This is a genomic window from Carnimonas bestiolae (assembly GCF_051251145.1).
Taxonomy (GTDB): Bacteria; Pseudomonadota; Gammaproteobacteria; order Pseudomonadales; family Halomonadaceae; genus Carnimonas; species Carnimonas bestiolae.
Genome location: NZ_JBPCZK010000011.1, coordinates 16,213 through 29,895 on the forward strand (window position 1 = coordinate 16,213; position 13,683 = coordinate 29,895).

General features: G+C 54.6%; 10 protein-coding genes and 1 riboswitch. Of the genes, 8 read left to right on the forward strand and 2 right to left on the reverse strand.

What is annotated here, in order from left to right; translation table 11 throughout:
* Window positions 1-70 precede the first annotated feature (70 nt).
* The 3 genes from R84865_RS11725 (at window position 71) to R84865_RS11735 (ending at window position 5,127) form a co-directional block, all read left to right on the forward strand.
* Window positions 71-601, forward strand: a complete 531-nt coding sequence (locus R84865_RS11725; protein ID WP_435639770.1) for a hypothetical protein — start codon at window positions 71-73, stop codon at window positions 599-601.
* On the forward strand, window positions 532-2,427 hold the full coding sequence (locus tag R84865_RS11730) for a hypothetical protein (RefSeq protein ID WP_435639771.1): 1,896 nt from the start codon (window positions 532-534) through the stop codon (window positions 2,425-2,427). The genes R84865_RS11725 and R84865_RS11730 overlap by 70 nt, the downstream gene beginning before the upstream one ends.
* Before the next feature lie 339 nt (window positions 2,428-2,766).
* The gene (locus tag R84865_RS11735; RefSeq protein WP_435637499.1) at window positions 2,767-5,127 is read left to right on the forward strand and encodes a hypothetical protein; all 2,361 of its coding nucleotides are present in this window, start codon (window positions 2,767-2,769) and stop codon (window positions 5,125-5,127) included.
* A 251-nt stretch (window positions 5,128-5,378) separates the two neighbouring features.
* Here R84865_RS11735 and ssb read toward each other — a convergent pair whose 3' ends face one another.
* Window positions 5,379-5,963, reverse strand: a complete 585-nt coding sequence (gene ssb, locus R84865_RS11740; protein WP_435631903.1) for a single-stranded DNA-binding protein — start codon at window positions 5,961-5,963, stop codon at window positions 5,379-5,381.
* A 339-nt stretch (window positions 5,964-6,302) separates the two neighbouring features.
* Between ssb and uvrA the strand changes: the two genes are divergently transcribed.
* Window positions 6,303-9,155 (forward strand): excinuclease ABC subunit UvrA, encoded by a 2,853-nt coding sequence (gene uvrA / locus R84865_RS11745; RefSeq protein WP_435637501.1) that lies wholly within the window; start codon window positions 6,303-6,305, stop codon window positions 9,153-9,155.
* 109 nt (window positions 9,156-9,264) lie between these two features.
* Here uvrA and R84865_RS11750 read toward each other — a convergent pair whose 3' ends face one another.
* Window positions 9,265-10,155, reverse strand: a complete 891-nt coding sequence (locus R84865_RS11750; protein ID WP_435639772.1) for a PhzF family phenazine biosynthesis protein — start codon at window positions 10,153-10,155, stop codon at window positions 9,265-9,267.
* A 195-nt stretch (window positions 10,156-10,350) separates the two neighbouring features.
* Window positions 10,351-10,451, forward strand: a riboswitch (TPP riboswitch).
* Window positions 10,452-10,536: 85 nt separating this feature from the next.
* Between R84865_RS11750 and tenA the strand changes: the two genes are divergently transcribed.
* The 4 genes from tenA to R84865_RS11770 all read left to right on the forward strand — a co-directional run bounded on the left by tenA (window position 10,537) and on the right by R84865_RS11770 (window position 13,671).
* Window positions 10,537-11,193, forward strand: a complete 657-nt coding sequence (gene tenA, locus R84865_RS11755; protein ID WP_435639773.1) for a thiaminase II — start codon at window positions 10,537-10,539, stop codon at window positions 11,191-11,193.
* Entirely contained in the window at window positions 11,190-11,918 is a 729-nt protein-coding gene (locus R84865_RS11760) for an ABC transporter ATP-binding protein (RefSeq protein WP_435639774.1), read from the forward strand. Before tenA ends, R84865_RS11760 begins: the two co-directional genes overlap by 4 nt.
* Window positions 11,915-12,661 carry an ABC transporter permease gene (locus tag R84865_RS11765; protein WP_435639775.1) on the forward strand — a complete coding sequence of 249 codons (747 nt, stop codon included), beginning with the start codon at window positions 11,915-11,917 and terminating at the stop codon, window positions 12,659-12,661. The genes R84865_RS11760 and R84865_RS11765 overlap by 4 nt, the downstream gene beginning before the upstream one ends.
* A gap of 74 nt (window positions 12,662-12,735) precedes the next feature.
* Window positions 12,736-13,671 (forward strand): ABC transporter substrate-binding protein, encoded by a 936-nt coding sequence (locus R84865_RS11770; protein WP_435639776.1) that lies wholly within the window; start codon window positions 12,736-12,738, stop codon window positions 13,669-13,671.
* Window positions 13,672-13,683: the final 12 nt, after the last annotated feature.

Here is a 13,683-nt window from a genome sequence, read left to right on the forward strand (position 1 = left end):
ACGGCTCACTAATGCTGCTTGGTAACTCCTATCTGGCTAACTACATCGCAACGTTACTAAAGGTGCCTCCATGACCGAATCAACTACTGTATATTCAGAAACCAATCCTCCTGCAGCTCCCACGGCAGCAGCGACAGACAGTCTCAATGTAATTCGGGAGCGCTTTGGCATTTTTCCCACTGCATTTTCAGATGTCTTTTCTACGTTCGTTGATGACAACTCTTCACCCGACGCAGGCGACACCCTTGGACAGCGCGCGCTGAAAATTGTAGGTCGTAGCTTCCGTTCGAACACGAAGGCGCCCTGGAGCAAACAGCTCACCCAAGAGCGAATCAGTGCCATTCCAATTTGGCGAACCATTACAGACGATGGCTCGACGGCAGCGCGTACCAAATTCGCCAATGCTTACAGTCTCGTCGATGCCTGTACTTACGGTATGTGGGCAATGCGGAATACTCCACCGATAGCCCCCGAGGAAAAACTGGCGGAGGAAAAAACAAGTTTCCCATTTATCCCGCGGACGTGCGCTATATGGCCAACGGACCTGTCACCAACGGCGACAAGCCTGGCAGCGGCTACGATCAAGCCATGGGTGACATGAAGACTGCTCTTCACGACAAGTCAACCTACGACGATTATTTGAATGCAGCGGCGTTTACGCTCTTCAATACTGGCCTTGACGTAAATGGTAAACGAGTAGACGGCAGTTTCTACTACGACGCCGTATATAAATCGCTAATATCTGACGATTACCAGCGCTACCTGAGATATGTCAAAGAAAATTCAACCAACGACGTCAAGCGAGCGGCCACCTATTTCTATAATTTGGAACTAAATACAGTCATTTTCTTTAGCGGAAAAAAAGCAACTGAAATCACCATCGAACGTCACTCGGCGGAACTAATATCAGCGATCAAAGATACGTTCAATGGTAATTCTCATTACTCACCGGAACTCTACTTCGATACAACCGTTGCGCCTTACGTTCTCACTCGCATGAAAGTTGCCATTGCGTCCAGCTCCAACGGTCTCGTCAAATCGAGTGCATCCGCGCTACAGCTACTTATTAGCATGATGACAACAGACAAAACTCAGGTCGCAGGCATTAAACAGAATCGAGAGATTCAAAACCTGATGATCATTTTGTCTGGCGGTGCCTATCTCGATAATGCTGCCAACATAACGCTGCAACCCGACGTGATCGACGAGGCCGTAGAGAATGCTATTTCTGGCAGCCGTTTGACATTCAGCGACTTCTCCGCCAGAACCAACTTTACCGAGGCGTTGCAAAAACTCAACGCGTCGGGGTTACTTGGCACAATTGGGCTTCTCTTCAACATCACACGTTCAGTTTACGACACGCTCAACCTAAAACCGTCCTTGGAAAACGGGAGAATAGCACCGAACAAAATACTCAGCTTAATTAGCCGTTATATGAGCGTGTTCGGCGGGCTGGGAAATGCCCTGCAGTTCGTACGTTTCCTGAGTAGTCCGGCAAAAAAAGCGTTTCTGGTGGCGACGCGAGCGTTACGCTTCGATCGCGTCAGCGCTGCTATTTGGGGGTCTACCGGCACGCTGGAAACCGAAATAAGTTTGGCCTCTATTCCTGCCACGGTTGCGTTGGATAACGCCTCCACACTGATCTCCAACAACTTCGCGGAGTTACCCTTTGCTGAAGAGACCGGAATGGTCGAGCGCATGTTTGAAGAGCACGTGTCGGTCCCAGCGCGCGCTCTTCCATCGACTGGCGCCCATAGCGTTGACTTCATTGTCGACGAATCGATCAGCGAAATTGCCAGTCAAGTGGAGACGATTACCTCAGAAGCAATCTCTAGCGCCTCTGCCATGAGCGCTGTTAAGGCATTTGGCGCTAGTACCGCATTAGTAGGCTTTGTTGGCGAAGTGCTTGGTTTAGCCGCCTCCGTGGTTGATATATCGCTAAGCGCGAAACCAAGCGCTCGAGATTTTATCAACTTGTCTGCGGGCATTCTGGGAGTGACTGGCTCCGCGATAGGCCTAGGCATTGCGTATGGCTTCCTGGAATCGGCGGCCTTCCCACCGCTGTCGATCGCTCTCGCAATCGCGTCCATCATCCTTGGATTAGGCGCTGCTATCGATGAATTGGTGGAAGAGAATCACAAGAAGCACGAGGTTCGGCGCAAGATGACCGAAGCCTTTCAATCATTTGAAGCGAACGGCTACCTACATGAGTGGGGCGAGAAAATTGAGTTCCTCTCCATCTACTTCGACAAGTCACGAGATCTCACCGACCCTGCGCATAAATTGAAACGCTGGTCGGCACCAGAGATATCGATCTTTGAAGATGAATCAGCAGCGTGGAGGGTTTTTCAGAAAGAGACGGGCTCTACCGCGAGACGTTTCTATACGGCAGCAGACAAGTTTGTTCACGCACAGCTAAATCTTTAATGATGAACACGCATGGCTGAGAGGGAATTCGATCCTCCGTCATGCACCGCCAACCTCCCGAAAACCATCTAACAGATGATTTTCGGGGGATTTCAAGCGTTCCGCACCGCTACTTTTCCTCTCCTGGCGCTTGGTGATGCAGCGCCCCCCGAATAGACAAAAAGTATTAACAACTGACCCGCTAGTGCCGATATGCCTATTAGCTTCAGCGGCCAATTTCAGCGGCAATGGTGATCTTTTCTGTGCCAGGCCAATGGCATCGCTAAGTGTTGCTGCCCTCGAATCTCGACGTCAGCAAGTAACTTTTAATCATTTATCCGTTGCCAAGGAAAACTTCTCATGTCCACTTCTTCCAATGTTTATTCTGCAATGACTCATCCTGCAGTGCCCTCGCAACACGCAATTGACACGCTCAACGAAGTTCGTCGACGTTATGGCATATTCACCACGCACTACTCAGATATTTTCGCCTGCACCGTCGATGATGGCCCCTCCGAAGGCCCAAGTGTTTCGCTCGGCCAACGCGCTCTCAACATCATTGGACACAGCTACAAGTCCAATAACAAGCTGCGCTGGGGAAGCCAGTTAAAAGAAGAACAAATCTACGCCATTCCTAATTGGCGCTATATCAACGACAGCGGCTCAGTAGCATCACGCACCAAATTTGCCAAGGCTTATGAGTTGGTTGAAGCCTGCTCTTATGGCCTATGGGGCAACGCCGTATACAGCACCAGCGGTATCTTTAAAGGGACAAAGGGCGGCGAAGATAACTTCCCCATCTATCCAGCCGACGTACGCTACATGGCAAACGGTCCTGCCGCTGCCGGCGACCATCCAAGCGCGGGCTATGAGCATGCATTAGGCGAGATCAGAAGCGCCTTCAAGGATACATCAACCTACTTCGATTATCTGAACGCTGCCGCCTTCACACTCGTCAATAAAGGCGTGATTGTCGATGGCAAAAAAGTGTCCGGTAATACGTTCTATAAGGAAGTCTACAAGTCGTTCACCTACGACAACTATCAACGCTACCTAAAAGAAGTAAAAGATCGGCAGCCTAATGAGATCAAGCGCGCAGCGGAATACTTTTACAATGTCGAACTTATGACACTGGTATTTCTTAGCAGAAAAACTGCTTCGGCCATTACCATCGAACGCCATTCAGCGCAGCTATCTACGCTGATCAAATACGCTTTCCTGGGTGATGCCAGATACGACCCTGAAGCTTACTTCGATACCTCTGTTGCTCCCTATGAGCTGGAGCGCATGAAAATTGCAGTAGCAGCGAGCACTAACAGCTTGGTCAAGTCGTCCGCTTCGGCGCTGCAGGTCATCATCAATGCGATGGCAACCGATAAAAGCGATATCGCCGGCATTCAGCGCAGCAATGAAATCCAAAACTTGATGATTGTACTGTCGGGGGGCGCATACCTCGGCTCTTCCGCAGAAGTCGTGCTAACGCCTGGGGTTATTGATGAAGCGTTGGAAAACTCTATTGGAGGCAGCCGATTAACGTTCACTGACGTTACCGCCAAGAACAAATTTGCCGATGCGCTAAAAACCCTGAACACCTCTGGATTGCTGGGAACTATCGGCTTTTTGTTCAACGTAACACGCGCGGTCTACGACACCCTTAACCTCAAGCCGAAAATGGAGAGCGGAAAAATTCCCCCCAATAAAGTGCTGTCGTTAATCAGTCGTTACATGGGTGTCTATGGCGGTTTGGGCAACTGCTTGCAGTTCATTCAATACTTGAACGGTCCCGCCAAAAAAGCGTTCCTGCTAGCAACCCGAGCACTGCGGCTTGACCAGGTTAGTGAATCCATCTGGGGATCTGCCGGCACCATTGCCACTGAAATTAGCATGGCGCCCATTCCTGCATTGGAAGCAATGGATGAAGCCGCTGTCCAGATTTCGCGAAATTTCGCGGAGTTGCCGTTCGCCGAAGAGACCAACTTCATCAATAGTTTCTTTGAGCAAGAGATAATGGCTCCTGCACGTGCGATGCAGTCAACCGGAGAGCACAGCGTTGAGTTCATCGTAGAGGAGTCGGTCACTGAAATCTCCAGTCAAATCGAGACGATGACCTCAGGAACTATTAGCACCTCTGCTGCCATGAGCGCGGTGAAGGCGTTCGGCGCCAGCGCCGCATTGGTCGGTTTTGCTGGCGAAATACTTGGGTTTGTCTCTACCATCATAGATATTTCCACTAAACCAAAGATAAAGACCCGAGATTTTCTCGGCTTGTCTGCAAGCATTCTCAGCATTTCCGGTTCGACTATTGGTATGGGCGTAGCGTACGGATTCCTGGAATCAGCCGCTTTTCCGCCTATCGCCATCGGGTTGGGTATCGCCTCTATCATCATTGGATTGAGCACCGCCATCGACGAGTTGGTCGAGGTGAAACAAAAAGCGCATAAAACTCGCAAAGACATGACCAAACTCTTCCAATCGTTCGAGGCCAACGGCTACCTTCACCAGTGGGGCGACAAGATTCAATTCCTCGCGATTTACTTCGACAGCACTCGTGATCCCAGGGATCACACATTCCAGGTCAAGCGGTGGTCACCGCCCGAAGTCTCAATCTTCGTGGATGAAGCCGCAGCATGGCGAGCGTTTCGAAAAGCATCCGGTACAACACAGCAGCGCTTCCAATTGGCCTCCAGCAAACTTGTCCATGCGAAACTCACCTATCGCTAATTGCCACAGGCTCAAGATAGGATAATCACAGTCTAATAGGGTGAAGGCCCGCTCCATCGACATGGAGCGGGCCTTTTTTCATGAGCGTCGGTGCGCTGCCGATGCAAGTGAACGACCGGAAATATTCGAACCCCACCGGCGTTTCGTACGCGGGATCAGCAACTCTGCCGTAAAAGATAACCAACAAAAACCCCACCGATAAAGGTGGGGTCTACATGGCGCAAGCAGCACGTTAAGCGCTCTGCTACCGCTTAGAATGGAATTTCGTCGTCGAAATCATCGAAGCTGGACGGATTAGGCGCGCCTGAACTTTGGTTATTCTGCTGCGATCCACCAAAGTTGCCGTTTTGCTGAGGCGCTGAATTGGCCGGTGCGCCCTGGTTGCTACGGTTGGGCTGACCACCGCCATAGTTGTTGCCCTGGTTACCAGCATAGTTATTGCCGCCACTCTGCTGTTGATAACCGCCCTGTTGCCCCCCACTGTTACCTCCATCGCCGCCACGAGAGTCGAGCATCTGCATATCGTTGGCGACAATTTCGGTCGAGTAGCGGTTTTGGCCGTCCTGCCCCTGCCACTGGCGGGTCTGCAGGCGACCTTCGATGTACAGGCGTGAGCCTTTTTTCACGTACTGCTGGGCAATTTCGGCAAGCTTGTTGAACAGCACAATGGAGTGCCACTCGGTGCGCTCCTGGCGCTGACCGGTCTGGCGATCGCTCCACGAGTCGGTAGTCGCAAGACGCAGGTTGCAGACAGGGTTGCCCGAAGGCATAAAGCGCACTTCTGGATCCTGGCCAATGTTGCCAATCAGGATCACTTTGTTCACACCGCGGGCCATATCCGCTCTCCTTCGATTATTCGGTATCTCAAGGTGAAGCCACGCTCCCAGTCACCTGGAGGCACACTGGATTCGCAAACTTATCGGCACATTCTAGCCAACTTTGAGGGGTGAATCACTCTTCTATCTCGACCGCGTTAACGCAGCGCGCGTCGTACGCTGTGACGGCCACTCGTTCCGCCGAGTTAGACGGCAACATGCAGTTTCCCTAAAGTTAACGGTGCTTTTATTTTGCGTGGCACAGCACTGGCTCAGGCGAACGCCAATAACTTCATATCAGGGGCGGACGACCCGCAACGAATGACCTATAGTAGGTCGCTTACTCCCCAAGAGGTCACTATGGATCAAATTCAGGTACGCGGTGCACGCACTCACAATCTGAAAAATGTGGATATCGAGCTGCCTCGCGACAAGCTGATCGTGATTACCGGACTGTCAGGCTCCGGCAAGTCATCACTGGCCTTCGATACCCTCTATGCCGAAGGGCAGCGTCGCTATGTGGAATCGCTGTCTACCTATGCGCGCCAATTCCTGTCGATGATGGAAAAACCCGATGTCGACCACATCGAGGGGCTCTCACCCGCTATCTCCATCGAGCAGAAATCAACCTCACATAATCCTCGCTCGACCGTCGGTACCATTACCGAAATCTACGACTACCTGCGCTTGCTCTACGCACGTGCGGGTACACCGCGCTGCCCCGAGCACGGCCTCGACCTGGAAGCGCAAACCGTTTCCCAGATGGTCGACCAAACGCTAGAGCTCCCTGAGGGCTCGCGGCTGATGCTGCTGGCACCCATTATCAAAGGGCGTAAAGGCGAACATTTACAGCTGCTGCAAGAGCTGCGCACCACTGGCTACGTGCGTGCGCAGGTCGATGGCGTGGTCTATGAACTGGACGAGGTGCCTGCTCTCGAGAAGAACAAGAAGCACGATATCAGCGTCGTGGTCGATCGCGTAAAAGTGCGCGAAGGGCTCGAACAACGCTTGGCTGAATCCTTCGAGACAGCGCTTAACCTCTCCGATGGAGCGGCTGTGCTGCACTTTATGGACGGCGAGCGTGAACCGATGATCTTCTCATCGCGTTTCGCCTGCCCCATGTGCGGCTACTCATTGTCAGAGCTCGAACCACGGCTGTTCTCGTTCAACAACCCGGCGGGTGCCTGCCCTAGCTGCGATGGCTTGGGCGTGCATCACTTCTTCGATCCTGACAAGCTGATCCGCCAGCACGAACTCTCGCTGGCAGAAGGCGTAATCAAAGGCTGGGATCGCCGCAGCATCTACTATTTCGGACTGCTCGAAGCGGTAGCCAAACATTACGACTTCTCGCTCGAAACCCCATGGAAGGACCTTCCAGCCTCGGCACGCGATATCGTACTGCACGGCAGCGGTGGCGAAGAGGTCGAATTCAGCTACGTTAATGATCGCGGCAAGCAGGTGAAACGCCACCATAGCTTCGAGGGCGTAATGCCCAATATCGATCGGCGCTATCACGACACTGATTCCAACCATGTGCGCGAAGAACTCGCCAAATACATGGCGATTCGCCCATGTACGTCGTGCGGCGGCTCGCGTCTGCGTTTGGAAGCGCGCAATGTCTTTGTTGATAACCGCGTATTGCCCGAGATTACGCGCATGCCTGTTGGCGAAGCTCAGCGGCTGTTCAGCACCATGCAACTGCCAGGGCGCAAAGGTGAGATCGCGGTCAAGATCCTTTACGAAATCAGCACCCGCCTCGAGTTTCTGGTCAACGTTGGGCTCGATTATCTGACGCTTGAGCGCAGCGCCGATACCCTATCGGGCGGCGAAGCACAGCGCATCCGACTCGCCAGCCAAATCGGTGCTGGTCTCGTCGGCGTTATGTACATACTCGATGAGCCATCCATCGGTCTGCACCAGCGCGACAACGATCGTCTGCTGGCAACGCTAGAGCGACTGCGCGATCTCGGTAACACCGTGATTGTGGTCGAGCACGACGAAGACGCTATTCGCGCCGCCGACTATGTGCTTGATATCGGCCCGGGCGCAGGCGTTCACGGCGGCCAGGTGGTCGCTAAAGGCACGCCCGACGAGGTAGAACGCACCGAAGGTTCGCTGACCGGCCAATACCTGAGCGGCGAGCGGCGCATCGAGGTACCGCACCAGCGCTTCCCGATCAACGAGAAGAAGATGATTCAGCTCAAGGGAGCCAGCGGCAACAATTTGCAGCAGGTAGATCTTGATCTGCCGCTGGGCCGTTTCGTCTGCATTACCGGCGTCTCGGGTTCGGGTAAATCAACGCTGATTAACTCAACGCTGATGCCGATCGCCGCCCGTGATCTAAACCGTGCCACTACCCTCACCCCGGCACCGTATAGCGCAATCAAGGGGCTCGATCATCTCGACAAGATGATCGACATTGATCAAAGCCCGATCGGACGCACGCCGCGCTCCAACCCAGCCACCTACACCGGTATTTTCACCGCTATTCGTGAGCTGTTTGCCGGCACGCAGGAGGCGCGCGCGCGCGGCTACAAGCCAGGTCGTTTCAGCTTCAACGTTAAAGGGGGGCGCTGCGAAGCCTGCCAGGGCGACGGCTTGATCAAGGTCGAAATGCACTTCCTGCCCGACATCTATGTGCCTTGCGATGTCTGCCACGGTCAGCGTTACAACCGTGAAACCCTCGAGGTGCTGTACAAGGGCAAGAACATTCACGAAGTGCTCGAAATGACCGTCGAGGATGCGCTGGAGTTCTTCGCTCCGGTGCCCGCCATCGCTCGGCGCTTGCAAACCTTGATCGACGTTGGCCTAACGTACGTCAAGCTGGGCCAGAGCGCGACTACCCTCTCGGGCGGGGAGGCACAGCGCATCAAGCTTGCCCGCGAGTTGGCCAAACGCGATACCGGCAAAACGCTCTATATTCTCGATGAGCCCACCACTGGTCTGCACTTCGAGGATATTCGCCAACTGCTGACGGTACTGCACCGACTGCGCGATCAGGGCAATTCCATCGTGGTGATCGAGCACAACCTCGACGTCATCAAAACCGCTGACTGGCTGATTGATCTTGGCCCGGAAGGCGGCTCGGGGGGCGGCCAGATTATCGCCACCGGCACCCCGGAAGAGGTCGCGGAGAACGACATATCGCACACCGGCCGCTTCCTCAAGCCGATGCTCGAAGCCGCACAAAAGCGGCGTGAAGCCAACGCATAGCCGCTCACGTACGCGCATGCACAACGGCCATCGGGTAACCCCCGATGGCCGTTTTTTTGTTCGTTGCCAAGCTTGGCTAGCCGTCACTCAGCCCTACTGAAGCGCTTGATTAGCGCTCTTCTACACCTTCAGGGCTCAGTTCTCTCACGCTACCGGATACCCACACCCCCGATCCCTTGTCGGGTGACATTCTGACCATCAGCCGGCACGGAATGCCCATATCATAGCCCTGCAAGATGTCGATCGTGCCGTGATGTGGCCACCCCGCATCGCGCAGATAGCCTGCCAGTGCGGCAGCGGCGGCCCCCGTTGCGGGGTCTTCATAAACGCCACCTGCGGCAAACATGTTGCGGGCGTGAAACAGCTGTGAAGACTCAGCGTATATCAAGGCAATAGTGGTAAGCCCATGCGCCTCCATTAACCGCCGTCCGGCAGAAAAATTGTAACGAGCTGCGGCAAGCAAACTGCGGTTTGCCAACGGCAGCACCAAATGACAGGCGCCACCTTCAGCCAAGGCTGGGGCCAACCGCTCATCCAATTCTTCACGCAACCAGCCAAATAGCTTAAGCGCTTCCGTCAGCAATTGCCGCGAAGGGGCCGAACTGCGGGTTGGCGGCGAACGCAGTTCGGCTTCCCATCGAGCCCCCGCTTGTTTCCCTTTCACGCTGATATTGCCAATGTTCAACAGCAGTTCGTGTTCGCCTTCTGCGAAGGTTTTCGCTAGTGCTGCGCCCAAGGCAATCGTGGCATGACCGCAAAACGGCACCTCGATTTCTGGTGCGAAGTAACGAACACGCCACTGCCTTGAGTCTTGCTGACAAGCAAACACCGTTTCGGAATACCCTAACTGCTTGGCAACCGCCTGCATCTCCGATGGTTCAGGTAATGCATCGCACAGCACTACTCCGGCGGGATTCCCCCCTTTGTCGGCGACAGAAAAAGCAGCTAAATGCTGAAGCGAAGCATTGCTCAGACCTGTATCTCGGGTAATTGAGGACACGAGTAGACTCCTGCGTGTATCACCGGCCATATTCGCGGTACATGTCGTCGACGTTAACACCGTTTATTCATTTGGCAGAAGACAACACTGGCATCGTTGCCGCTCTCGATGAACGCGTGCATGCACTAAAGCAGTCTCGTTACACACGTTTATCCATGCGGCTGATGACAGCACCCCGCAACATCACGTATAACTGGGGGTACCAGGGGGTGTCCTGATGGACTGAGATGGCGATAGCCAAACCCTTCGAACCTGATCTGGGTTATTCCAGCGAAGGGATGGGCATCTTCTTGCACAATGCTCTTTCGCCTTCCTGGAGTCCACTTTTCACCAGGAGGCTGTGTCATTCTTCCTTCGTTTGATCAAGGCATCTACGGCCGCTTGCGCGAGCATACGGGCAGCAACTGGCACGCCTACGTTACCCACGCCTTTGTCCAGCAGTTGGCGAAAGGCACCCTGCCGATTACTGCCTTCAAGCACTATCTGGTGCAGGACTATCTCTTTCTGACGCATTTTGCTCGTGCTTACGCCCTGCTTGTTAGCAAGCTGCGTTCAGTCCGCCATATGCGTTTCGCCACCGCCGCCCTTAATGCCACCCTCGATGAGCTTCCTCTGCACATTCATTACTGCGCGCAGTGGGGAATCGACGAAAAACAGCTGCAAACAGCGACCGAGGCTTTCGAGACCATCGCTTATACGCGCTATGTTCTGGATATAGGCCATGCTGGCGATTCGCTCGACTTGTTGAGCGCTTTGCTGCCCTGCGTGGCGGGCTATGCCGAGATTGGGCTAACGCTACTGCAGCGTCCCGATGTTCAGCTTGAGCGACATCCTTACGCAGCGTGGATTCATAACTACGGTGACGCCGCCTATCTCGATGGAGTCAAAAGCGCGCTCGCGTTGATGGATGAGCTATGGCGAGAACGCGGCACTGAGTCACGTTTCGAGGAAGTCAGCGCCATTTTCACTACCGCGACTCAGCTTGAGACCCGCTTCTGGCAGATGGGGCTGAATGCCGCTAGCGAGGCGTCGGTATGACGTCACCGGCGATACAGGTGAGCAACCTGGGATTGCGTTTCGGCGATCACGTGGTGTTCGACAAGGTCAGCTTTACCTTACCGGCCAGCGAATGGGTGTCGCTGCTGGGCGCCAGCGGCGTGGGCAAAACCAGCCTGATTCGTATTTTGGCGGGGCTGATGCCCCCGACGTCCGGCACCATTACTACCAGCGATGGTCAGCCCGTTGCGGGGCGTCTGGCGTGGATGGGCCAGCGTGACCTGCTCTACCCGTGGCTGACCATCCGCAACAACATTGCCCTGAGCGCCAAGCTGACCGGCCGCCGCGTCGATCGTCAGCGCGTCGACGCCTTGCTGTCGCAGGTAGGGCTTGAAGCCTACGGCGATCAGCGCCCGGCGGCGTTGTCCGGGGGAATGCGACAGCGCGCCGCGTTGGCTCGCACGCTCTACGATGACAAACCCATCGTAATGATGGACGAACCGTTCTCGGCGCTGGATACCATTACGCGCACCCGCATTCAGGCGCTGGCTGCCGAGCTGTTGCGTGATCGCACCGTGCTGCTGGTGACTCATGATCCCATGGAAGCCTGCCGACTCAGCCACCGGCTGTTGGTACTCGCATCAGCCTCCAGCGGCATCGATGATAGCCACGTGCTGGAAGGAGTGCCGCCGCGCGCGCCTAACGACCATTATCTGCTTCACAGCCAAGCTCAGCTGCTGCAACAGCTGGTAAGGGCAGGCGCATGAATTACCAAGCAGCGCTACGTGGCGTCGTCGTCTTCATTGCGCTACTGCTGATGTGGTGGCTGATTACGCTAACGGGCATCCCTGATTTTCTGCTGCCCTCTCCGCGCGCGACTGCGCAGGCACTATGGACGCAGCGTGATTATCTGGCGTCGAACATGCTCACTACCGCCAGCGAAATTGTCTGCGGTCTGGTGCTAGGGGTGGCGCTAGGTATGGCAATGGCGCTGTTAATGATCAGCTCGCCTCGTTTACAGCGCTGGCTAATGCCGTTGGTGCTGACCAGCCAGGCAATTCCCGTATTCGCCATCGCACCATTACTGGTGCTGTGGCTGGGATTCGGTATGAGCGCCAAGGTAATGATGGCAGTACTGATTATTTTCTTTCCAGTCACCTCGGCCTTCTTCGATGGGCTGCGCCGTACCAATCGCGACTACCTTGATCTGGCGCGCACCATGGGGGCATCACGCAGCGCACAGCTATGGCACGTGCGCTTGATGGCGGCACTTCCGGCCCTTGGCTCGGGGCTACGCATGGCAGCGGCCGTGGCCCCCATTGGAGCGATTATCGGCGAATGGGTAGGCTCTTCTGCGGGGCTTGGTTACGTGATGCTCAATGCCAATGCGCGAATGCAGGCGGATGTGTGCTTCGCCGCCCTCTTTATTCTGGTGCTAATGACCATACTGCTGTGGGTCGTTACCGATTTGCTGCTGCGCTACGTGATCAACTGGTCGGAGGAAAACTGACCAAGTGCCTGAAAGCCAAACGTATCGTCGAATCACTAACACCACTATTCCAATCTCTCTATCAGGGGTATCTCATGCTAAAACGCACTATTGCCGCCTTGGCGCTGCTTACCGCGACGACCGCTCATGCTTTCGCAGCGGACAAGCTCACGCTGGTACTGGATTGGTATGTAAATCCCGATCACGCGCCCATTATGGTGGCGGAGCAGACTGGCGCGTTCAAAAGAGCAGGACTCGATGTCAATATCGTGCCGCCCTCTTCCCCTGATCTGCCGCCGCGCATGGTCGCAGCCCATCGCGCCGACCTGGCGGTTACCTATCAGCCGCACGTGCACTTCTTTGCCGATCAGGGCTTGCCGTTAATGCGCGTGGGAACGCTGGTAAATTCACCGCTCAATACGGTGCTAACGCTCGACAAAAGCATCAAATCTCCCGCTGACCTGAAAGGCAAGAAGGTAGGCTATTCGATCAGCGGAATTGAGCAGGCCGATCTCGCCACCATGGCAGAGTATTCCCATATCGATCTCAGCAGTGTCGATATGATTAATGTGAACTTCCAGTTGGTTAGCGCCCTTCTCTCGCATCGCGTAGACGCGGTAATCGGAGGCTATCGCAATGTCGAAGCGCTGGAATTACAGCAGCATGGCCAAGAGCCAGTGGTGATGAACGTTGAAGACTACGGCGTGCCCAGCTATGACGAATTGGTGCTGGTCGCCAACCGCGATAAGGTTAACGACCCGAAAATCAAACGTTTCCTCAAAGCGCTGAAGGAAGGCGTGACCTATCTACAAGCGCATCCCGAAAAAAGCTGGCAAGCCTTTGCCAAGGCACATCCAGAGCTTGATACCAAACTCAACCACGCGTCATGGCTGAAAACGGTGCCTCTGTTCGCCTCAGACCCGGCAGCACTTGATCGCAAGCGTTATGACACCTTTGAGCATTTCCTCTACGACCATCAATTGATCAAGCGCATTAAGCCAGTTGATGACTACGCAACACAGGTAGAGTAAGGCACAACCAGC